Source organism: Microbacterium pratiae (assembly GCF_047302165.1).
Taxonomy (GTDB): Bacteria; Actinomycetota; Actinomycetes; order Actinomycetales; family Microbacteriaceae; genus Microbacterium.
On sequence record NZ_CP154843.1, the window covers coordinates 2,500,225 to 2,519,799 of the forward strand.

Consider the following 19,575-nt stretch of genomic DNA (forward strand, 5'->3'; position numbering starts at 1 on the left):
TTGCTCAGGCGGGGAACATGTTGACGAGGCCGACCACGGCGACGGAGACGGCGACGAACGCGCCGATCATCCACCACGCGCTGATCTGGTGCCCCTCCGGGTGGCGCCGACGCAGCAGCACGTCCGGACGTCGCGCGGGGTCGATCGTCACCGCGACCTGACCGGTCGGCGGGTTGTTTGCTGTCATCGACATGGCTCTCCCGGGTGCTGACGTGAGGGTGGTCATCGCCGTTGATACCGAGGCCCATTGTGACAGAGCCTTGCTGGGAGCATCAGTGGTTGACACGCAGTCGTGTCGTGATAGTTACCCTCCCGGGGTCAGAGCCACTTCGAGGTGAGGTGCTCCGAGGAGATCCGACGGAGCGTCCCCGACGCGCCGCGCAGCACGACGCTCTCGGTGTAGACGTAGTCGCCCTCCCGCCGGACACCCCCGACGAGCTCACCGTTGGTCACACCGGTCGCGACGAAGATCGTGTTCTTGCCGCGAACGAGGTCGTCCGCTTCGTACACATGGCCGTCGAGGCTGAGCCCCGCGTCGATGCCGCGCTGCTTCTCGTCGTCGTCGCGCGCCCACAACCGGCCCTGGATGTGACCGCCGAGGGCCTTGATCGCGCATGCCGTGACGGTGCCCTCCGGGCTGCCGCCGACGCCGACGCACATGTCGGTCCGGGCGTTGTGCCGTGCGGCGTTGATGCCGCCCGCCACGTCGCCGTCGCTCATGAGTCGCGTTCCCGCACCGGCATCCCGGATCTCCTGGATCAGCTGCGCGTGACGCGGGCGGTTCAGGACCGAGACCACCAGCTCGTCGACCGGCTTGCCGAGAGCCTTCGCGAGCCGCCGGATGTTCTCGGCGATCGGCAGCCGGATGTCGACGACGCCGACGCCCGCCGGGCCCGTGACGAGCTTGTCCATGTAGAAGACCGACGAGGCATCGAGCATGGCGCCCCGGTCGGCCACCGCGATGACCGAGAGCGCGTTGTTGCGTCCCTCCGCGGTGAGCGTCGTTCCGTCGATCGGGTCGACCGCGATGTCGGCCTGCGGACCGCGACCGGTGCCGACCTTCTCGCCGTTGAAGAGCATCGGAGCGGCATCCTTCTCGCCCTCGCCGATGACGATCACGCCGTCGAAGTTGACCGTCGTGAGGAACGCGCGCATCGCATCGACCGCAGCCCCGTCGGCGAGCTCCTTCTGACCCCGACCGATGAACGGCACCGAGCGGATCGCGGCCGCCTCGGTCGCGCGCACGAGTTCGAGTGCGAGGTTTCGGTCGGGATGCAGCGGACTCATGTCGGCGGTCAAACTCACCATGGGGCACAGCATAGGTCGGCGACCGGTGAAGACAGCGCGTTTTCACCCGCGCCCCGATGAAGGAATCGTGATTCTTATCAAAATCGTGCCCTCGGGCCGCATCGCGCGTGCCGAGCAACAAGCCGCGCCGTTTCTCCGGCCGCGCCGCCGGACGACGGAGCGGCCTTCGATAAAGTGGGCTTGGTAACACCGCCGATTTGAGGAGCTTTCATGCCCATCGCCACCCCCGAACAGTACGCAGAGATGCTGGATCGCGCGAAGGCCGGTGGTTTCGCCTACCCCGCCATCAACGCTGCCAGCTCGCAGTCCATCAACGCCGTCCTCCAGGGCCTGACCGAGGCCGGCTCCGACGGCATCATCCAGGTCACGACCGGTGGCGCCGACTACTTCGCCGGCCACACCGTCAAGGGCCGCGCGACCGGCGCGCTCGCCTTCGCGAAGTTCGCTCACGAGGTCGCCAAGAACTACCCCGTCACGGTCGCGCTCCACACCGACCACTGCCCGAAGCCGGCTCTCGACGACTTCCTGCTGCCGCTCATCTCGGCATCGGAAGAGGCTGTCGCCGACGGCGGTCAGCCGATCTTCCAGTCGCACATGTGGGACGGGTCGGCCGTGCCGCTCGCCGAGAACATCGAGATCGCCAAGGAGCTCCTGCCCCGCATCAAGGCGATCCGCGCGATCCTCGAGGTCGAGATCGGCGTCGTCGGCGGCGAAGAGGACGGCGTTCAGCACGAGGGCTCGAACGACGCCCTGTACACCACGACCGGTGACGTCTCGCAGGTCGTCGAGGCCCTCGGCCTCGGTGACCAGGGCCGCTGGATCGCCGCGCTCACGTTCGGCAACGTCCACGGCGTCTACAAGCCCGGCAACGTCAAGCTCAAGCCCGAGCTGCTCGGCGAGATCCAGGCCGGCATCGCCTCGAAGTTCGGCACGGGCGAGAAGCCGCTCGACCTCGTCTTCCACGGCGGCAGCGGCTCGACCGACGAGGAGATCGCGCTCGCGGTCGCGAACGGCGTCGTGAAGATGAACATCGACACCGACACGCAGTACGCGTTCACGCGCTCGGTCGCCGGGTTCATGTTCCAGAACTACGACGGCGTCCTGAAGGTCGACGGCGAGGTCGGCAACAAGAAGGCCTACGACCCGCGCGCATGGGGCAAGAAGGCCGAGTCGGCGATGGCCGCTCGCGTCGTCGAGGCGACCAAGCAGCTCGGCTCGTACGGCCAGTCGCAGAGCTGACCGCCGACACACCAGAAACGGCGCCCCGCGGATCCGTCCGCGGGGCGCCGTTCTTCGTCGTCGGCCGGGTCAGGGCCGCGTGGTCAGCCCGTCCAGCACACCCGGGTTGGACAGCAACGGAGCCGCCAGCAGCAGGCTCACGATGATGAATGTGACGATGGCGCCGACGAGCGGGATCCACCACGACAGCCGTCGCAACGACAGCGACCACCACGCCAGGCCCGCGGTCAGCAGCCAGCCGGCGCCGTAGACGACGGCGGCGGCGATGCCCCAGGCGCGGCCGCCCGCAGGATCGGCGAGCGTGCCGTTGATGCCGGCCATGTCCATCCACGTCTGCGCGAACCCCGTGAAGTCGACCAGCTGCGGAATGGCGCCGAGCACCGTGACCAGGCCGTACGCGAGCAGGGCGACCGTGATGATCCGGTCAGCGAGTCGTGACGGGCGCGCAGCCGACGTGGTCGGGCGTGGCGTGGGGAGTTGCTGCCGTGCGGACTCGTGGGGCCCGGATGCCGCGGAGCCGGCCGGCACCTGGGCCGTCTCGACCACATCGGGGTGCGGCGCTTCCCCGCCGAGTGCCGCGATCCGGGCGCGCTGCTCCTCGGGCGTGGCGTATTCGCCGTACTGCGGGCGCGGACGCTCCTGATCGCTCATGACCGGCCCCGTCCGCCGCGTGCCCGTGCGTCCTGCTTGCCCGCCGCGTCGGTTCGCAGCTCTCTCGGCAGCGAGAACATCAGGTCCTCCTCCGCGGTGCGGATCTCGTCGACGTCTGCGTAGCCGGCATCGGCCAGGCTCGCGAGCACCTGCTGCACCAGCACCTCGGGAACCGAGGCACCGCTCGTGACACCGACCGTGCGGACACCGTCGAGCCACTCCTGGCGGATCTCGTCGGCGTAGTCGACACGGTAGGCGGCGCGGGCGCCGTACTCGAGCGCGACCTCGACGAGCCTCACGCTGTTCGACGAGTTCGCCGACCCGACGACGATCACGAGGTCGGTCTCGGCGGCGATCTTCTTGATCGCGACCTGGCGGTTCTGGGTCGCGTAGCAGATGTCGTCCGACGGCGGATCCTGCAGCTCGGGGAACCGGGTGCGGAGCCGCCGCACGGTCTCCATCGTCTCGTCGACCGAGAGCGTCGTCTGCGACAGCCACACGACGCGCGACGGGTCGCGCACCTCGACGGTGTCGGCGTGCTCGGGAGAAGTGACGATCGTGATGTGCTCGGGAGCCTCGCCCGCGGTCCCCTCGACCTCTTCGTGGCCTTCGTGGCCGATCAGCAGGATCTCGCGGTCGTCGCGGGCGAACCGGACCGCCTCGCGGTGCACCTTGGTCACGAGCGGACACGTCGCGTCGATCGCCTGGAGGCCGCGGTCGGAGGCGGCGGAGACGACGGCCGGCGACACGCCGTGGGCGCTGAAGACGACGTGGGCGCCCGCGGGAACAGCGTCGACCTCGTCGACGAAGACGGCACCGCGTTCCTCGAGCTCACGCACGACATGGATGTTGTGGACGATCTGCTTGCGCACGTACACGGGAGCACCGAACCGTTCGAGCGCCTTCTCGACCGCCACGACAGCCCGGTCGACGCCGGCGCAGTACCCGCGCGGCGCGGCGAGCAGCACCCGCTTGGCGGCGCCCACGGGGATATCCTGAAGACGGCCGTGACGCCCCGGCACGCGGGGAACGGGCAGCCGGACGGCGGGAGTGCTCACTCCTCGATTCTACGAGGCGCATCCTGCCGGCCGCTCGGAACCGGCCGTGAGGAGCCCCATGCCGTCGTTCGAGACCGCGCCCGATCAGACGCCGCCGCCGGATGCCGTCCACCCCCGCGATTCCTCGCCGCAGACGCCGACGTCGATCTCCCGGCTCAACGAGACCATCCGCGACTTCGTGCAGCGTTGGAACGCCGTCTGGGTCGAGGGCGAGATCACGTCGTGGAATCTGCGCGGCGGTCACGTGTTCGGCCGCCTGAAAGACGCCGAAGCGGATGCCGCGCTGTCGTTCCGACTCTGGTCGAGCACCCTCCAGCGCCTCGGCTCGAGCCCGCAGGTCGGCGACCGCGTCGTCGCGTGCGTCAAGAGCGACTACTTCGTGAAGTCGGGGGACTTCTCCTTCACCGTCTCCGCCATGCGACCGACGGGGCTCGGCGATCAGCTCGTCCAGCTCGAGCGGCTGCGCGCGCAGCTCCGGGCGGAAGGGCTCTTCGACCCGTCCCGTAAGAAGGCCCTGCCCTTCCTCCCACACACCATCGGCCTCATCACCGGTGAGCGCAGCGATGCCGAGCGCGATGTGCACCGCAACGCCGAGCTCCGGTGGCCCCACGTCGCGTTCCGCACGGTCCACGCTGCCGTGCAGGGCGACCGGTGCGTGCCCGAGACGATCGCAGCGCTGCGCACGCTCGACGCCGATCCCGAGGTCGACGTGATCGTCATCGCGCGCGGCGGCGGAGACCCGCAGACGCTCCTCGGCTTCAGCGACGAGCGGCTGCTGCGCGCGGTGGCCGCGGCGACCACTCCGGTGGTCTCGGCGATCGGCCACGAGAACGACCATCCGCTCCTCGACGACGTCGCGGATCTGCGAGCCTCGACACCGACCGACGCCGCCAAGCGCGTCGTGCCCGACGTCGTGGAGCAGCGCGCGCTCGTCGAGCAGTTGCGCAGCCGCGCCCGCACCCGGCTGACGCAGCGGGTCGCGCACGACCTCGCGCAGCTCGAACAGCTGCGATCGCGGCCGGTGCTCCGCAACCCCGAGTCGCTCATGACGACCCGCGCCCACGAGCTGCACGTCCTCACGGCTCGCGGGCGCGACATCGTGACGCGGCGTATGGACAGCGCCGGGCATGAGGCCGCGAGGCTCCGCGCGACTCTCCGCGCGCTGTCGCCGGGAGCCACGCTCGATCGCGGCTACGCGATCGCGCATCTCGATGCCGGCGTCATCGTCCGGGACGCTGCTCAGGCCCCGGCGGGCTCACACGTCACCGTCACCGTCGGCCGCGGCGCGTTCGCGGCCCGGTCGGAGGGCGTCGTCGACGACGGCGCTCCACCTGTGGATGCGGCAGGCGCTCCGGTGGACCCGTCCTAGAATGGCTGACATGACTCCGCCGGCCGAAGGGCTCTCCGCCGACGTCGAGACCCTCAGCTTCGAACAGGCGCGCGACGAACTCGTCCGCGTGGTAGCCGAGCTGGAGCAGGGGGCGCCGACCCTCGAGCAGTCGCTCGCCCTGTGGACGCGCGGCGAGCAGCTCGCCGCGCGGTGCGAGGAATGGCTGCTCGGCGCCAAGCGCCGGCTCGACGAAGCGCGCGCCACCCGCGCGGAAGACGCGTGATGGCCAAGGGCCCGCGGGTCGTCGCCGAGCTCGGGCGGCCCGAGACGCCCGACGAGACAGCCGCCCGCAAGGCGGCGTCGTCGCAGGTCTACCGCTCGAGCCAGAACGTGCGTAACCTGCTCGCCGCCCTCATCGTCACGATCGCGGTCGTCGCCGTCATCGTCTTCGCGGTGCCTCGTGGCTCGGTCCCCGAGCAGCCCGCCATCGATGTCGCCGCGGTCGCGGCCGACGTCGGCTCCGGCATCGGCCGGCAGCTCGTGGCCCCCGACGTGCCCGAAGCGTGGCGCGTCAACAAGGCCGAGCTCGCCGGTGACGATGTCCAGACCTGGGAGATCGTCTACGCGCCCGCCAGCGGGTACGTCAACGTGCAGCAGGCGTTCGACGCCGACGCCGGATGGGCGTCCCGCCAGATCAGCGGGTCGCGGACGACCTCGACGGAGACGATCGACGGCGTCTCGTGGGAGGTCTTCGAGATCCCCGACCCCGCGCGGGCCGGGAACATCTCCTACGCCCTGACGACCCGAGCGGGATCCGACACGATCCTCGTCTACGGCGGCGGGACCATCGACGCCGAGACGGTGCGCACCGCTGCGCGCGGTCTCGCGACCCAGATCGTCGAACTGCAGGAGGACACACCATGACGTCGACCGAGACCGCTCCGGCATCCCCCACGCCCCAGGAAGCCTGGGACGAGATGCGCGCGGGCAACATCCGATTCGTGGAAGGCACCCCGCGCCACCCCCGGCAGGACGTCGAACGCCGCCATGAGATCGCCGGTTCGCAGACACCCCGCGCCGCGCTCTTCGGTTGCTCCGACTCACGCCTCGCCGCGGAGATCATCTTCGACGAGGGCCTCGGCGACCTCTTCGTGATCCGCAACGCCGGTCAGGTCATCTCCGACTCCGTCGTCGGCAGCCTCGAGTACGCCGTCGCCGTGCTCAACGTCCCGCTCATCGTCGTGCTCGCCCACGACGCGTGCGGGGCCGTGCGCGCGGCGATCGACAGCACGGGCGTCGACGCTCCCCCGCTTCCACCGCTGATCTGGCGCCAGATCTCCCCCATCGTGCCCGCTGTGCGCCGCGTCCTGCGCGCCGGCGCCGATGCCGGCGTCACCGCCGAGAACGTCGACGCCGAGATCGTCGGCCGCGAGCACCTGCGCGACACGGTCGGCCAGCTGCTGCACGCATCCGAGCTCATCAGCACCGCCGTCGCCGAGGGCCGCCTCGCGATCGTCGGCGCGAACTACCGGCTCGGCGAGGGCGCTGCCGAGCCCTCCATCATCCTCGGCGACGTCCACGACGACGCCGCATCCTGACGACATCCCACCGAGAGAGGAACAACGACGTGACCGACATCGAGTACCGCATCGAGCACGACACCATGGGAGAGGTCCGCGTCCCGAAGGACGCCCTCTACGCCGCGCAGACCCAGCGCGCGGTCGAGAACTTCCCGATCTCGGGCTCGGGGCTCGAGTCGAGCCAGATCGCCGCGCTCGCGCGGATCAAGAAGGCCGCCGCTCTCGCGAACAAGGCGCTCGGCACCCTCGACCCGGCCATCGCCGACGCCATCGCCGGGGCTGCCGACGAGGTCGTCACCGGCCGCTACGACGCCCACTTCCCCGTCGACACCTACCAGACCGGCTCCGGCACGTCGTCGAACATGAACATGAACGAGGTGCTCGCGACCCTCGCGACCCGCGCCCTGGGCAGCACGGTGCACCCGAACGACCACGTCAACGCGTCGCAGTCGTCGAACGATGTGTTCCCGACGTCGGTGCACATCGCGGTCACGCAGGCGCTCATCGACGACCTCATCCCGTCGCTCGACCACCTCGCGGTGGCATTCGAGACCAAGGCCGAGGAGTGGAAGGACGTCGTGAAGTCCGGCCGCACCCACCTCATGGACGCCACTCCGGTCACCCTCGGGCAGGAGTTCGGCGGGTACGCCCGCCAGATGCGCCTCGGCATCGAGCGGGTCCAGGCCGTGCTCCCCCGGGTCGGCGAGGTCCCCCTCGGCGGCACCGCCGTCGGGACCGGCATCAACACGCCGCTCGGCTTCCCGCAGAAAGTCATCGAGCTGCTCGCGGCCGAGACCGAGCTGCCGATCAGCGAGGCCAAGGACCACTTCGAGGCCCAGGCGAACCGCGACGGCCTCGTCGAGGCGTCCGGCGCTCTGCGCACCATCGCGGTGTCGCTGACGAAGATCAACAACGACATCCGCTGGATGGGGTCCGGCCCGAACACCGGTCTCGGCGAGCTCCACATCCCCGACCTCCAGCCCGGCTCGTCGATCATGCCCGGCAAGGTCAACCCGGTCGTCCCCGAAGCCGTGCTGATGGTGTCGGCTCGGGTGATCGGCAACGACGCGACCGTCGCGTGGGCGGGTGCCTCGGGCTCGTTCGAGCTGAACGTCGCCATCCCGGTCATGGGCACGGCGCTCCTCGAGTCGATCCGCCTGCTGTCGAACGCCGTTCGGGTCCTCGCCGACAAGACGGTGGCCGGTCTTCAGGCCAACGTCGAGCGCGCCGCGGCATTCGCGGGGATGTCGCCGTCGATCGTCACCCCCTTGAACAAGCTCATCGGGTACGAGGCAGCGGCGAAGATCGCGAAGCACTCCGTCGCCAAGGGCATCACGGTCCGCGAGGCGGTGATCGACCTGGGTTACGTCGAGCGGGGCGAGCTGACCGAGGCACAGCTGGACGAGAAGCTCGACCTGCTCTCGATGACGCACCCTGGTTGATAATCGGAGGGTGAACCCGTCGCGGTCGGAAGCCCGGCGCGCACGCATCCTGGGGATCGTCCTGGTGATCGTGTGCGCCGGCTTCGTCGTCGCCGCGATCGGGTCGCTGCTGGTCTTCCTGCTGCTCGAAGCGGAGCTCCCCTGGGCGGCAGTCCTCGTCTTCGCCGTCGTCGGCGCGGGCACTCTCGCGACACTGTGGCTCGTCGGCTGGCCTCTCCTGGCCACGCCGCGACGCGAGGCGGCCGCGCAGGACGCCTTCGACGCCGCGGTCGAGTCGCAGCGACGACTGCTTGACGACGTCCGTCACGAGCTCAAGACTCCGATCGCCATCGTGCGCGGCCACCTCGAGCTCGTCGACGCGACCGACCCGGCCGATGTCGATGCCGTCCGCGAGATCGCGATCAGCGAGCTCGACCGGATGACCCGCCTCATCGGTGACATCGATCTCCTCGCGTCCGTCGAAGGCGAACGTTTCACCATGGACGAGGTGGACATCGAGAGCCTGACCCAGCGCGTCGTCGACCTCGTCACCGTCATCCCGGGCCACGAATGGGCGGTCGAAGCGACGCAGCGCGGGATCATCCACGGCGATGCCGACCGCCTGCTGCAGGCATGGCTGCAGCTCGCCGACAACGCGGCGAAGCACACCCCCGTCGGCACAGCCATCGAACTCGGGAGCGGCGTCTACGCCGGCGCCTTCCACCTCTGGGTGCGCGACCACGGCCCCGGCATCCCCCCGGCGGCACGGCATCGGATCTTCCGCCGCTTCGACCGCGGCGGCCGTCGCCGCTCCGCGGGCGGATCCGGGCTCGGTCTCGCGATCGTCGACGCCATCGCCAAAGGCCACGGAGGTTCCTGCACCGTCACGGAGACCGCCGGCGGCGGCGCGACCTTCACCATCACCATCCCGCTTCGCTCGACCCTGCGCCTGCCGGCGCCGGTGCGTGCGGGAGAAGTCGTCCTCCAGCGCAAGGAGATCGGATGACCCGCGTCCTGCTCGTCGACGACGAGCCTCACATCATCGCCCTCCTCGAGCGCGCCCTGCGCACCGACGATCTGGAGCCCGTCGTCGCAGAGGACGGCGAGACAGCGCTCGAGCTGCTCGAGACGGACCAGATCGACCTCGTCATCCTCGACGTGGGGCTTCCCGGCATCGACGGGTTCGATGTGTTGCGCCGCATCCGCGCCTCGGGCTCGTCCGTGCCCGTCATCATGCTGACGGCACGCAGCGGCACGAGCGACACGGTCGAGGGTCTGGACGCCGGCGCGAGCGACTACGTGCCGAAACCGTTCGTCGTGGCCGAGCTCCTCGCCCGGGTGCGGTCGCGGTTGCGCGAGAGTCCCGGTCCGGCGACCGTCATCACCCGCGACGGTGTGAGTCTCGACATGCTGACCCGGCGCGCCACGGTCGACGGCCGCGACATCGACCTCTCGGCGCGCGAGTTCGCCCTCGCCGAGCAGTTCCTCCGCCATGCCGGGGAGGTCCTCAGTCGTGAGACCCTGCTCAGCCGGGTCTGGGAGCTCGATTTCGACCCGGGCTCCAACGTTGTCGACGTCTACGTGCGCTACCTGCGGGGCAAGGTCGGCGCGTCGCGGATCGTGACGGTCCGCGGCGAGGGCTACCGCTGGGACTGAGGCCGGCCCCGGTCCCGAAGACGCGGAGCCGGCCCCGGTCCGCTCTCAGCTGAGCTCGCCCGCCTCGAGCAGATCGGTCACGAGAGCCGCGATCGCCGACCGCTCCGAGCGCGTGAGCGTCACGTGCCCGAAGAGGTCGTGTCCCTTGAGCGTCTCGATGACGGAGGCGATGCCGTCGTGCCGCCCGACCCGGAGGTTGTCGCGCTGGCCGACATCGTGCGTGAGCACGACCCGGGAGTTCTGTCCGATACGGCTGAGGACCGTGAGCAGCACGTTGCGTTCGAGAGACTGAGCCTCGTCGACGATCACGAACGCGTCGTGGAGCGAACGGCCGCGGATGTGGGTCAGCGGCAGCACCTCGAGTAGACCGCGCGCGATGATCTCTTCGACGACGTTTCCGGAGACGACCGAGCCGAGGGTGTCGAAGATGGCCTGACCCCAGGGGTTCATCTTCTCCTGGGCGTCGCCGGGCAGGTAGCCGAGCTCCTGACCGCCGACGGCGAACAGCGGGCGGAACACGATGATCTTCCGCTGCTGCTGCCGTTCGAGCACGGACTCCAGGGCTGCGCACAGCGCGAGCGCCGACTTGCCGGTACCGGCGCGGCCACCGAGCGAGACGATCCCGACCTCGGGGTCGAGCAGAAGATCGATCGCGATGCGCTGCTCGGCGGAGCGTCCGTGCAGCCCGAAGACGTCACGATCACCGCGCACGAGCCGGAAGGATCCGGGGCCGGTGACGCGCCCGAGCGCCGATCCGCGCTCGGAATGGATCACGAGCCCCGTGTTCACCGGCACCCCGCGAACCTCGTCGCTCGTCGCGATCTCGCTCTCGTAGAGGTCGCTCATCTCGTCGCCCGAGAGATCGATGTTCGCGATACCGGTCCACCCGGAGTCCACGGCCTGCTCGGCGAGGTACTCCTCCGCGCTGATACCGAGCGAGGCCGCCTTGACCCGCATCGGCAGGTCCTTCGACACGACCGTGACCGGCTGGCCTTCCTGAGCGAGGTGCATCGCGACGGCGAGGATGCGCGTGTCGTTGTCACCGAGCCGCATCCCGGCCGGCAGCACCGACGGATCGGTGTTCGTCAGCTCGACCCGCAGAGTGCCGCCCTCGCCGACGGGGACGGGGAAGTCGAGCCGGCCGTGCTCGACCCGCAGGTCGTCGAGGTGGCGGAGCGCCTGGCGCGCGAAGTAGCCGATCTCGGGATCGTGACGCTTTCCCTCCAGTTCGGTGACGACTACGACGGGAACGACGACCGAATGCTCGGCGAAACGGAACAACGCTCGCGGATCGCTCAGCAGGACCGACGTGTCCAGGACGTAGGTGCGCAGCTCCTGATCGAGCTCGTCACCTCCGCCGTGGATGACGCGACGCTGCTGCTCTGTTGCTCGTGCGGCCACAACCCACTCCCCGCCTCGGGTGTCTCACCCGATTAACACGAGTCGACCGTGGGTCACGAGTCGTGAGAAGGCCGACTCGAACGGGCGCCGTGCCCGTTGCGATGACAGTACGGCGGCGGACCGGCAGCGGACGAAACCGACACGCCCGCGAACGTTTCGGGACGGTGAACTCTGCGTTGCGGACCCGACGCGTCAGCCGCCGAAACGGCGATCGCGCGTCGCGAAGTCGCGGATGGCACGCAGGAAGTCCACCTCGCGCAGGTCCGGGCCGAGCGCCTCGACGAAATAGAACTCGCTGTGCGCGGACTGCCAGAGCAGGAAGTCGCTCAGGCGCTGCTCGCCCGACGTGCGGATGACGAGGTCGGGGTCGGCCTGTCCGCCCGTGTACAAGTGCTCGCCGATCTGCTCGGGCGTCAGGCTCTCCGCGAGCTCCTCCATCGAGCCGCCGCGCTCATGGTGGCTCGTGATGATGCTCCGCACGGCGTCGACGATCTCGCCCCGTCCGCCGTAGCCGACCGCGAGATTGACGTGGAGACCGGTGTTCTCGCGCGTCCGGTCCTCCGCTTTGGCGAGAACGCGGGCGAGGTCGTCGGGAAGCTGGGCCGCACGGCCGACATGCTGTACCCGCCAACCCGGCTCACTCGAGAGCGTGTCGGCGAGCTCGGCGATGATCTCGAGCAGGTCGGCGAGCTCGTCCGAGTCGCGCTTGGCGAGGTTGTCGTGCGAGAGCAGGTACAGCGACACGACGCGGATGCCGAGTTCATCGCACCAACGGAGGAACTCGTGCATCTTCGCGGCGCCGGCGCGGTGTCCCTCTGCGGGCGTCGGAAAGCCGGCCTGCCGCGCCCATCGCCGATTGCCGTCGATCATCATCGCGACATGGTGGGGAACCGTCTCCGGCGTCAGGTGCCGGCGCAGCCGGGACGCATACAGTCGATAGAGGGGTCCTCTTCCGCGGTTCGCAGCCACTCCCCTACGCTACTCCCAGCCATCATGTGAACGCTGGCATATGGCGGCGCGTACCCTCGTATTGTGACCCGACCCGCACCCGATGAGGGCGTCGAGATGCCCCAGCTTCCCCTGTTGGATGCCGCTGCCGCCAGCGCGCAGGTCGAGCTCCGCCCGTCGTGGCGCGGCTGGATCCACGCGGCGACCTTTCCCGTCGCGATCGCTGCCGGAATCGTCCTGATCGTGCTAGCACAGGGCGCGCCCGCGAAGTGGGCGAGCGCCGTGTTCATGACGACGTCGCTGCTGCTCTTCGGCAACTCCGCGCTCTACCACCGGTTCGACTGGAAGCCGCGTACGAAGGCGATCCTCAAGCGCATCGACCATGCGAACATCCTCCTGCTGATCGCGGGCACGTACACGCCCTTGGCCGTACTCGCCCTCCCCACCGAGCAGACGGTGCTCCTGCTGTCGCTGGTCTGGGGTGGCGCGATCGCCGGGATCTTCTTCCGCGTGTTCTGGATACACGCGCCGCGCTGGCTCTACGTCGCGCTCTACCTCGCGCTGGGCTGGGCCGCCGTGATGTACATCGTGCCGCTCTTCCAGGCCAACGCCGCCATGATGGTGCTCGTGATCATCGGCGGTCTGCTCTACAGCGGCGGAGCGGTCGTCTACGCGCTGAAGAAGCCGAACCCGTGGCCCGGCCACTTCGGCTTCCACGAGATCTTCCACGTCTGCACCGTCCTGGCGTTCCTCTGCCACTGGACGGCATGCCTGCTCATCGCCCTCCAGCCCGCGTACCACGCGGGCTGAGGCCAACGTGGCCGGTCAGCGCGTGTCGGCGTCCCGATCGCCGCGCGCGGCGGCATCCTCTTCGTCGAGCTGCTCGCGAACCTCTGCACGGTACCGGCCGCGGCGAACGCGTCGCAGCATGTCGAGCAGAAGGAGCACGACGGCGATCGTCAGAACCACGATGGCTCCGAAGCCCCACGGTCCGGGGGTGACCGATGTGGGGTCGACCGTGATCTCGGGAATCGGTGTCGCCGCCGACGTGAGCCACAGTAGGGAGTTCATGGTTCCTCGATCTGCGCGATGAGCGCTTAGCCTGGAATCACCAGCCTAATCCCGTCAGAACCGCCCCGGAGACCGCCATCATGACGACGCAGCTCAAGCTCGACCAGCGCTACGGTCGGACGCGCGAGAAGCGATCGCGCCGCATCCTGATCGCGGTCGCGGGCGTCTTCGGCGCAGCCGTCCTCGGACTCGTGGCGTGGACCACCGTCACGGGGGCCATCAACTCCGTCGACACCGATGCGACCGGCTTCCAGGTGATCGACGAGCACTCCGTCGTCGTGTCGTTCCAGGTCAGCGGCGCACGGGACAAACCACTGGCGTGCGCGCTCGAGGCACAGGACACCGAGCACGGGGTCGTCGGATGGCGCGTCGTCGAGTACCCCGCGGCCGACGGCGTCTCGCGGGCGTTCACCGAGACGATCCCGACCGTGGCCCTCGCCACGAACGGTTTGGTGACCTCTTGCTGGATCCCGTAGTCTAGGTGTTTCTTGTGCGCCCCGGTCGTATGCCGGGGCGTTCGCCATAGGCGGCTGTGCGCCGCGCCAGTCCAAGGAGATCACATGTCGAACGACGCTCCCGTCACCTTCCTCACGCAGGACGCCTACGACCGTCTCGTCGCGGAGCTCGAACACCTCTCGACGACCGGCCGCGAGGAGATCGCCAAGCGCATCGAGGCCGCTCGCGAGGAAGGCGACCTGAAGGAGAACGGCGGCTACCACGCCGCGAAGGACGAGCAGGGCAAGCAGGAGGCGCGGATCCGCACCCTCCAGCAGCTCCTCAAGGACGCGACCGTCGGCGAGGCGCCCGAGTCCGACGGCACCGTCCTCTCAGGCACCGTCGTCACCGCTCTCGTCGCAGGCGGCGAAGAGGTCTTCCTCCTGGGCAGCCGCGAGATCGCGGCCGGCTCCGAGCTCGACGTCTACAGCGAGGCCTCGCCGCTCGGCGAAGCGATCCTCGGCCTCAAGGAGGGCGAGAAGACCTCCTACACGGCGCCCAACGGCCGCGAGATCTCGGTCGAGATCGTCAAGGTCGAGACCTACTCGGGACAGTGAGCGCGCGCTTCGCGCCGGCGGTCGTCAATCGGCGACGACCCTCGGCGCGAAGCCGGCATCCTGAAGGATCGCGATGACCTGAGCGCGGTGCTCTTCACCCCGCGTCTCGACGCTCAGCTGGAGGATGACCTCGCTGATCTGCAGACCCTGCCCGTGGCGGGTGTGCAGCACCTCGATGACGTTCGCTCCCGCTACCGACAGCAGCTCCGAGACCCGGGCCAGCTGACCGGGACGATCGGGCAACGGGATCTGCAGAGTCATGTAGCGACCGGATGCGGCGAGGCCGTGCGACACGACCCGCTGCAGCAGCAACGGATCGATGTTCCCCCCGGAGAGGACCGCGACCGTCGGTCCCGACGCCGTGACCTTGCCCGCGAGAATGGCCGCGACCCCGGCGGCTCCTGCCGGCTCGACGACCTGCTTCGCACGCTCGAGGAGCACCAGCAGCGCACGCGCGATGTCGTCGTCCGAGACGGTGACGACCTCATCGACGAGCTCGCGGATGACGGCGAACGTCTCGTCGCCCGGACGCGCGACCGCGATGCCATCGGCGATGGTGGGGGTGGTCTCGACCGCCAGCGGCATCCCCGCGGCCAGCGACGACGGATACGCCGCGGCATTCTCGGCCTGCACACCGATGACGCGCACGCGGCGCCCCTCAGCGGCTGCGCGCCCCTTCACGGCCGCGGCGACACCCGCGATGAGGCCGCCCCCTCCGATCGGGATGACGAGCGTCTCGATGTCGGGCACCTGTTCCACGAGCTCGAGTCCGAGAGTCCCCTGGCCCGTGATGACGTCGGGGTGATCGAACGGGTGGATGAGCACCGCGCCCGTCCGCTCGGCGAACTCCGCCGCGAGCCGCAACGGCGTCTCGACCGTCGCACCCTCGAGCACGACGTCGGCACCGTACCCGCGCGTGGCGAGCAGCTTGGGGACGGGAACGCCCAGAGGCATGAAGATCGTCGCGCGGATCCCGAGCTTCTGCGCCGCGAGCGCGACGCCCTGCGCGTGGTTCCCGGCGGACGCCGCGACGACACCACGTGCGCGTTCTTCCTCCGTCAGACGGGACAGGCGGTATGTCGCACCTCGGATCTTGAACGATCCGGTGCGCTGGAGGTTCTCGAGCTTCAGGTGCACGGGCACGCCCAGGACGTCCGAGAGGTGCTCGGAGTACTCCATCGGCGTGCGGGTGACGACGCCGTCGAGCACGGCTGCTGCTGCGTCGAGATCGGCCGGAGTGGGTCCGGTCATGCGTTCTTCCTCCGGTCTCGGGGCACAGTGCTCCAGATCATCTCATCGGGCCGCGGCGCGACCCCGGTCTCCCACGATCGTCGCGATATGTAGAGCACGACGACGTTGACGAATGCGGCCAGTGGCACGGCGAACAATGCGCCCGGGATGCCGGCGATCATCGCTCCGCCGGCGACGACGATGACGACGGCGAGCGGGTGGACCTTCACGGCGGAGCCCATCAGCAGCGGCTGCAGGATGTGGCCCTCGAGCTGCTGGACGCCGAGCACGATCACGAGCATCCAGAGCGCGATCCAGGGGCCGTTGTAGACGAGCGCGAGGAAGACGGCGAGTGCCCCCGTGACCACGGCGCCGACGAAGGGGATGAACGCTCCGAGGAAGACGAGAACGGCGATGGGAGCGGCCAAGGGCACGCCGAGGAACAGGGCGCCCAGGCCGATGCCGGTCGCGTCGATCGTCGCGACGAGCAGCTGCGTGCGGGCGTAGGTCACGACGGTGCGCCAGCCGGTCCGGCCGGCGCCGTCGACGGCGGGGCGGGCCTGACGCGGGAAGAGCCGGACGACCCAGCGCCAGATGCGTCCGCCGTCGGCGAGGATGCACAGCAGGATGAAGAGCACGAGCAGGGCGCCGGTCGCGACATGGCCCACGGTCGACCCGATGGCGAGAGCGCCCGACCACAGCAACGACGCCTGCTGTTCCAGGAAGCCCCAGCCCTGCTGAAGCAGACCGTCGATCTCGGTCGAGGTGAGGTGGAGGGGGCCGTCGATGAGGTACTGCCGGAGCTGACCGACCGCTTCGACCGTGCGCGCCTGGACCGACGCCCACTGCCGGCTGATCTGCCAGATCGCGAGCCAGAGCAGGCCCGAGATGACGGCGATCGTCGCGAGCACGCTCAGCACGATCGCCGCCCAGCGCGGCACCCGGTGCTCCAGCATCCAGAGCAGACCCGGCCAGAGCAGCGCCGCGATCAGGATCGCGATGAGCAACGGGATGACGAGGAGCTTCAGCTGGATGATGATCCAGATGGCGACCCCGACGGCAGCCGCGACCACGAGCAGCCGCCACGCGTATGCCGTCGCGAGGCGCAGGCCGCGCGGGATGCCCGCCGACGTCTCGGTGGCAACGGTGCGGGTGCGCAGGGCGTCGAAGAACGATCGCCCGACCTTGTCGTCGCTCATCACGTCAGTCTAGGACTCCGGCACGGACCCTCCCGACCGTCTGCCGCGGTCTCAGAGCGGGTGCTCAGAACTGGACGCGCGGGGGCTCGGCGATGGCCGCCCCGTTCTCGACCTCGAAGAACTCGCGCTCGGTGAACCCGAGGCTGCGGGCGAAGAGGTTATTGGGGAACACCTTGATCTTCGTGTTCAGCTCGCGGACGCCGCCGTTGTAGAAGCGACGCGATGCCTGGATCTTGTCCTCGGTGTCGACCAGGGCCTGCTGGAGCTGCAGGAAGTTCTGGCTCGCCTGCAGCTGAGGGTAGGCCTCGGCAACCGCGAAGAGCGACTTCAGCGCCTGCTGGACGTGCCCCTCCGCGACTCCCGCCTCGGCGGGGCCGCTCGCCGAGAGGATCTCGGCGCGCGCGCGAGTGACGTTCTCGAAGACCGCCTTCTCGTGCGCGGCATAGCCCCGAACCGTGTCGATGAGGTTGGGGAGGAGATCGGCGCGGCGCTTCAGCTGAACCGTGATGTCGCTCCACGCTTCGTCGACACGGACGTTCAGCGCCACGAGCGAGTTGTACGTCGCCCACAGATAGATGCACACGACGGCAAGCAGTGCGACGACGACGATGACCGGGATCAGCCACTCCATTGCATGTCCCCTCTCTCCGGGACCAGTCTAACCAGCGCGTGTCCGCCGAAATCCGCCGCGCGCGCGAACTCGCAGGTACTACCCACCCGGGGCGAGCCGGGACAGGAGCTCGGCGAGCTGAGACTGCTCCCTCTCCGAGAGCGGCGCGAGCAGCATCCGCTCGGTCTCCAGATGATCCGGCAGGACGCGATCGACGACGTCACGCCCCTGCGCGGTCAGCCGGACGATCTTCCCGCGGCCGTCTGCCGGGTCGGAATGCCGGCTCACGTAGCCCAGCCCTTCGAGCCGGTTCAGCCGCTGCGCGACGGCGCTGGAGGTGATCATGGCGTCGGCCGCCAGCGCGGCGGGCGTCAGCTCGTACGGCTCACCCTGCCGAGTGAGCGTCGCGAGGACGTCGAAGGTCGCCGCGTCGATCCCGTGGCGCGCGAAGGTGGCGGCCAGATGCAGATCGACGGATGCCGCGGCCCGCCCGAGTCGCCCGATCACCGCCATCGGGCTCACGTCGAGGCCGGGCCTCTCACGCACCCATTGCTGAAGGATCCGGTCTACGTGGTCCATGCCCCGATCCTACTAGCTAAGCACTGAGCTATATTGGCTAAGTGCTTAGCAATCGGACTTCTCTCGTCCTGTCGACCGCGATCGCCCCCATGGTCTGGGGCACCACGTACCTGTCCACCACCACGTTCCTCCCGCCCGGGCATCCGCTGCTGATCGCGACCGTGCGCGCGCTGCCGGCGGGGCTGCTCCTGCTCCTCGTGGCGCGGCGGCTCCCCACGGGGTCGTGGTGGTGGCGCTCGTGGGTACTCGGCGCCCTCAACTTCGCCGTCTTCTTCGGCTGCCTGTTCATCGCAGCCGACCGGCTCCCCGGCGGCGTCGCGGCCGTCGTCGGCGGCATCCAACCGCTCATCGTCGCCGCGCTCGGCTGGTGGGTCCTCTCGGAGCGTCTGACCATCGGGACCGTGCTCGCCGGAGCAGCCGGCGTCATCGGAGTCGCGCTGATCGTCGCACCGGGCGGCGCCGCGCTCGACCCGGTCGGCGTGGCGGCGGCGCTCGGCGGCGCGGTGTCGATGGCCGTCGGGACGGTGCTCACCAAACGCTGGGGGTCCGGCCAGCCGCCGATCGCGATGACGGCATGGCAGCTCGTGGCGGGCGGGATCCTACTCGCGGTGCTCACCGCGGTGTTCGAGCCGCCTCCGCACGCGATGCCCACCGCACCCGAGCTCGGCGCCTATGCCTACTTGACGCTCATCGGTACGGCTGCGGCCTACCTCCTGTGGTTCCGCGGCGTGCACGCGCTGCCGACGCGCCTCCCCGCTTTCCTGGGATTGCTGAGCCCCATCGTGGCGGTTCTCCTCGGACTGCTCGTGGCCGGCGAGACGCTGAGCATCCTGCAGACCGTCGGTCTCGTCACGGTGCTCGTCTCGGTGACCGCAGCCGTCGCTCGGCGACGCCCGAGCGACTCGCACGTACCCCCGGTGGGACTCGAACCCACACTGAAGCGATAAGGGTCGTTCTCTACTGGAAGCTACTTTTGCTTAACTGACCGGGCGGAAACAGGTTGACAGTAACCCTCGGTAACTCGAAGTAGGAGCGGCAATTCAGCGAGTAAACAGCGAGTTCGTCAGCAGTGGTAGCTGCGCGCGGCGTCGACGATCTCGCGAGCCTGGTCGGCACTCGTACGGCCCGATCCGCGTTGACCGTGAGCCCAGGGTCGATCGCTGCCAACGCCGCCACGAAGGCATCCCGGTCCGGCGTAGCGGTGCCCGACTCGGCTTCCGCCGGCGCGACGGTCACTGTCAC

General features: G+C 69.5%; 23 protein-coding genes. 12 read left to right on the plus strand and 11 right to left on the minus strand.

Annotated features, from left to right (window positions below; all coding sequences use genetic code 11):
• Positions 1-4: 4 nt before the first annotated feature.
• Positions 5-193, minus strand: a complete 189-nt coding sequence (locus AA0Y20_RS11870; RefSeq protein WP_412939400.1) for a UDP-N-acetylmuramyl pentapeptide phosphotransferase — start codon at positions 191-193, stop codon at positions 5-7.
• Between the two features lie 125 nt (positions 194-318).
• Positions 319-1,308: a class II fructose-bisphosphatase gene (gene glpX / locus AA0Y20_RS11875; RefSeq protein WP_412939401.1), complete on the minus strand. Its 990-nt coding sequence runs from the start codon at positions 1,306-1,308 to the stop codon at positions 319-321.
• A gap of 210 nt (positions 1,309-1,518) precedes the next feature.
• On the opposite strand from glpX, the gene fbaA reads away from it, so the two are divergent.
• Positions 1,519-2,547, plus strand: coding sequence for a class II fructose-bisphosphate aldolase (fbaA, locus tag AA0Y20_RS11880; protein ID WP_412939402.1), 1,029 nt, complete (start codon positions 1,519-1,521; stop codon positions 2,545-2,547).
• Between the two features lie 69 nt (positions 2,548-2,616).
• Here fbaA and AA0Y20_RS11885 read toward each other — a convergent pair whose 3' ends face one another.
• Both AA0Y20_RS11885 and AA0Y20_RS11890 read right to left on the minus strand, forming a co-directional pair.
• On the minus strand, positions 2,617-3,198 hold the full coding sequence (locus AA0Y20_RS11885) for a DUF6264 family protein (protein WP_412939403.1): 582 nt from the start codon (positions 3,196-3,198) through the stop codon (positions 2,617-2,619).
• Positions 3,195-4,256 (minus strand): 4-hydroxy-3-methylbut-2-enyl diphosphate reductase, encoded by a 1,062-nt coding sequence (locus AA0Y20_RS11890; RefSeq protein WP_412939404.1) that lies wholly within the window; start codon positions 4,254-4,256, stop codon positions 3,195-3,197. The genes AA0Y20_RS11885 and AA0Y20_RS11890 overlap by 4 nt, the downstream gene beginning before the upstream one ends.
• Before the next feature lie 58 nt (positions 4,257-4,314).
• Here AA0Y20_RS11890 and xseA point away from each other — a divergent pair, with 58 nt between their 5' ends.
• From xseA to AA0Y20_RS11925, 7 genes are read left to right on the plus strand one after another with little or no spacing between them, the layout of a single operon-like run.
• Entirely contained in the window at positions 4,315-5,625 is a 1,311-nt protein-coding gene (gene xseA / locus AA0Y20_RS11895; RefSeq protein ID WP_412939405.1) for an exodeoxyribonuclease VII large subunit, read from the plus strand.
• Positions 5,626-5,635: 10 nt separating this feature from the next.
• Positions 5,636-5,869 (plus strand): exodeoxyribonuclease VII small subunit, encoded by a 234-nt coding sequence (locus AA0Y20_RS11900; RefSeq protein WP_412939406.1) that lies wholly within the window; start codon positions 5,636-5,638, stop codon positions 5,867-5,869.
• Positions 5,869-6,510: a DUF4245 family protein gene (locus tag AA0Y20_RS11905; RefSeq protein WP_412939407.1), complete on the plus strand. Its 642-nt coding sequence runs from the start codon at positions 5,869-5,871 to the stop codon at positions 6,508-6,510. The genes AA0Y20_RS11900 and AA0Y20_RS11905 overlap by 1 nt, the downstream gene beginning before the upstream one ends.
• On the plus strand, positions 6,507-7,184 hold the full coding sequence (locus AA0Y20_RS11910; RefSeq protein WP_412939408.1) for a carbonic anhydrase: 678 nt from the start codon (positions 6,507-6,509) through the stop codon (positions 7,182-7,184). The genes AA0Y20_RS11905 and AA0Y20_RS11910 overlap by 4 nt, the downstream gene beginning before the upstream one ends.
• 29 nt (positions 7,185-7,213) lie before the next feature.
• Positions 7,214-8,608 carry a class II fumarate hydratase gene (locus tag AA0Y20_RS11915; protein ID WP_412939409.1) on the plus strand — a complete coding sequence of 465 codons (1,395 nt, stop codon included), beginning with the start codon at positions 7,214-7,216 and terminating at the stop codon, positions 8,606-8,608.
• 10 nt (positions 8,609-8,618) lie between these two features.
• The gene (locus AA0Y20_RS11920) at positions 8,619-9,593 is read left to right on the plus strand and encodes a sensor histidine kinase (protein ID WP_412939410.1); all 975 of its coding nucleotides are present in this window, start codon (positions 8,619-8,621) and stop codon (positions 9,591-9,593) included.
• Positions 9,590-10,243, plus strand: a complete 654-nt coding sequence (locus AA0Y20_RS11925) for a response regulator transcription factor (RefSeq protein ID WP_412939411.1) — start codon at positions 9,590-9,592, stop codon at positions 10,241-10,243. The genes AA0Y20_RS11920 and AA0Y20_RS11925 overlap by 4 nt, the downstream gene beginning before the upstream one ends.
• 45 nt (positions 10,244-10,288) lie before the next feature.
• On the opposite strand, the gene AA0Y20_RS11930 is transcribed toward AA0Y20_RS11925, so the two are convergent.
• Positions 10,289-11,644 carry a PhoH family protein gene (locus AA0Y20_RS11930; RefSeq protein WP_412939412.1) on the minus strand — a complete coding sequence of 452 codons (1,356 nt, stop codon included), beginning with the start codon at positions 11,642-11,644 and terminating at the stop codon, positions 10,289-10,291.
• Positions 11,645-11,836: 192 nt separating this feature from the next.
• The gene (locus tag AA0Y20_RS11935; RefSeq protein WP_412939413.1) at positions 11,837-12,613 is read right to left on the minus strand and encodes an isoprenyl transferase; all 777 of its coding nucleotides are present in this window, start codon (positions 12,611-12,613) and stop codon (positions 11,837-11,839) included.
• Between the two features lie 96 nt (positions 12,614-12,709).
• On the opposite strand from AA0Y20_RS11935, the gene trhA reads away from it, so the two are divergent.
• Positions 12,710-13,402: a PAQR family membrane homeostasis protein TrhA gene (gene trhA, locus AA0Y20_RS11940; RefSeq protein ID WP_412939762.1), complete on the plus strand. Its 693-nt coding sequence runs from the start codon at positions 12,710-12,712 to the stop codon at positions 13,400-13,402.
• Between the two features lie 15 nt (positions 13,403-13,417).
• Here the strand turns inward: trhA and AA0Y20_RS11945 are convergent, their stop codons facing one another.
• The gene (locus tag AA0Y20_RS11945; protein WP_412939414.1) at positions 13,418-13,663 is read right to left on the minus strand and encodes a hypothetical protein; all 246 of its coding nucleotides are present in this window, start codon (positions 13,661-13,663) and stop codon (positions 13,418-13,420) included.
• A gap of 80 nt (positions 13,664-13,743) precedes the next feature.
• Between AA0Y20_RS11945 and AA0Y20_RS11950 the strand changes: the two genes are divergently transcribed.
• Positions 13,744-14,139: a DUF4307 domain-containing protein gene (locus tag AA0Y20_RS11950; protein WP_412939415.1), complete on the plus strand. Its 396-nt coding sequence runs from the start codon at positions 13,744-13,746 to the stop codon at positions 14,137-14,139.
• An 84-nt stretch (positions 14,140-14,223) separates the two neighbouring features.
• Complete coding sequence (gene greA, locus AA0Y20_RS11955; RefSeq protein WP_120262442.1) at positions 14,224-14,715, plus strand: transcription elongation factor GreA; 492 nt, start codon at positions 14,224-14,226, stop codon at positions 14,713-14,715.
• A gap of 24 nt (positions 14,716-14,739) precedes the next feature.
• On the opposite strand, the gene ilvA is transcribed toward greA, so the two are convergent.
• The 4 genes from ilvA to AA0Y20_RS11975 all read right to left on the minus strand — a co-directional run bounded on the left by ilvA (position 14,740) and on the right by AA0Y20_RS11975 (position 18,333).
• Positions 14,740-15,966: a threonine ammonia-lyase gene (ilvA, locus tag AA0Y20_RS11960; RefSeq protein ID WP_412939416.1), complete on the minus strand. Its 1,227-nt coding sequence runs from the start codon at positions 15,964-15,966 to the stop codon at positions 14,740-14,742.
• Entirely contained in the window at positions 15,963-17,144 is a 1,182-nt protein-coding gene (locus AA0Y20_RS11965) for an AI-2E family transporter (RefSeq protein ID WP_412939417.1), read from the minus strand. The genes ilvA and AA0Y20_RS11965 overlap by 4 nt, the downstream gene beginning before the upstream one ends.
• Positions 17,145-17,208: 64 nt before the next feature.
• The gene (locus AA0Y20_RS11970) at positions 17,209-17,775 is read right to left on the minus strand and encodes a LemA family protein (RefSeq protein ID WP_412939418.1); all 567 of its coding nucleotides are present in this window, start codon (positions 17,773-17,775) and stop codon (positions 17,209-17,211) included.
• Positions 17,776-17,853: 78 nt separating this feature from the next.
• The gene (locus tag AA0Y20_RS11975) at positions 17,854-18,333 is read right to left on the minus strand and encodes a MarR family winged helix-turn-helix transcriptional regulator (protein ID WP_412939419.1); all 480 of its coding nucleotides are present in this window, start codon (positions 18,331-18,333) and stop codon (positions 17,854-17,856) included.
• A 41-nt stretch (positions 18,334-18,374) separates the two neighbouring features.
• Here AA0Y20_RS11975 and AA0Y20_RS11980 point away from each other — a divergent pair, with 41 nt between their 5' ends.
• On the plus strand, positions 18,375-19,280 hold the full coding sequence (locus AA0Y20_RS11980; protein WP_412939420.1) for an EamA family transporter: 906 nt from the start codon (positions 18,375-18,377) through the stop codon (positions 19,278-19,280).
• Positions 19,281-19,575 lie beyond the last annotated feature (295 nt).

What these genes read in the sequence shown, in the direction of transcription:
- AA0Y20_RS11870 (WP_412939400.1), bottom strand. Translation starts at nt 193, where the DNA reads ATGTCGATGACAGCAAACAACCCGCCGACCGGTCAGGTCGCGGTGACG.
- glpX (WP_412939401.1), bottom strand. Translation starts at nt 1,308, where the DNA reads ATGGTGAGTTTGACCGCCGACATGAGTCCGCTGCATCCCGACCGAAAC.
- fbaA (WP_412939402.1), top strand. Translation starts at nt 1,519, where the DNA reads ATGCCCATCGCCACCCCCGAACAGTACGCAGAGATGCTGGATCGCGCG.
- AA0Y20_RS11885 (WP_412939403.1), bottom strand. Translation starts at nt 3,198, where the DNA reads ATGAGCGATCAGGAGCGTCCGCGCCCGCAGTACGGCGAATACGCCACG.
- xseA (WP_412939405.1), top strand. Translation starts at nt 4,315, where the DNA reads ATGCCGTCGTTCGAGACCGCGCCCGATCAGACGCCGCCGCCGGATGCC.
- AA0Y20_RS11900 (WP_412939406.1), top strand. Translation starts at nt 5,636, where the DNA reads ATGACTCCGCCGGCCGAAGGGCTCTCCGCCGACGTCGAGACCCTCAGC.
- AA0Y20_RS11905 (WP_412939407.1), top strand. Translation starts at nt 5,869, where the DNA reads ATGGCCAAGGGCCCGCGGGTCGTCGCCGAGCTCGGGCGGCCCGAGACG.
- AA0Y20_RS11910 (WP_412939408.1), top strand. Translation starts at nt 6,507, where the DNA reads ATGACGTCGACCGAGACCGCTCCGGCATCCCCCACGCCCCAGGAAGCC.
- AA0Y20_RS11925 (WP_412939411.1), top strand. Translation starts at nt 9,590, where the DNA reads ATGACCCGCGTCCTGCTCGTCGACGACGAGCCTCACATCATCGCCCTC.
- trhA (WP_412939762.1), top strand. Translation starts at nt 12,710, where the DNA reads ATGCCCCAGCTTCCCCTGTTGGATGCCGCTGCCGCCAGCGCGCAGGTC.
- AA0Y20_RS11945 (WP_412939414.1), bottom strand. Translation starts at nt 13,663, where the DNA reads ATGAACTCCCTACTGTGGCTCACGTCGGCGGCGACACCGATTCCCGAG.
- AA0Y20_RS11950 (WP_412939415.1), top strand. Translation starts at nt 13,744, where the DNA reads ATGACGACGCAGCTCAAGCTCGACCAGCGCTACGGTCGGACGCGCGAG.
- greA (WP_120262442.1), top strand. Translation starts at nt 14,224, where the DNA reads ATGTCGAACGACGCTCCCGTCACCTTCCTCACGCAGGACGCCTACGAC.
- ilvA (WP_412939416.1), bottom strand. Translation starts at nt 15,966, where the DNA reads ATGACCGGACCCACTCCGGCCGATCTCGACGCAGCAGCAGCCGTGCTC.
- AA0Y20_RS11965 (WP_412939417.1), bottom strand. Translation starts at nt 17,144, where the DNA reads ATGAGCGACGACAAGGTCGGGCGATCGTTCTTCGACGCCCTGCGCACC.
- AA0Y20_RS11970 (WP_412939418.1), bottom strand. Translation starts at nt 17,775, where the DNA reads ATGGAGTGGCTGATCCCGGTCATCGTCGTCGTCGCACTGCTTGCCGTC.
- AA0Y20_RS11975 (WP_412939419.1), bottom strand. Translation starts at nt 18,333, where the DNA reads ATGGACCACGTAGACCGGATCCTTCAGCAATGGGTGCGTGAGAGGCCC.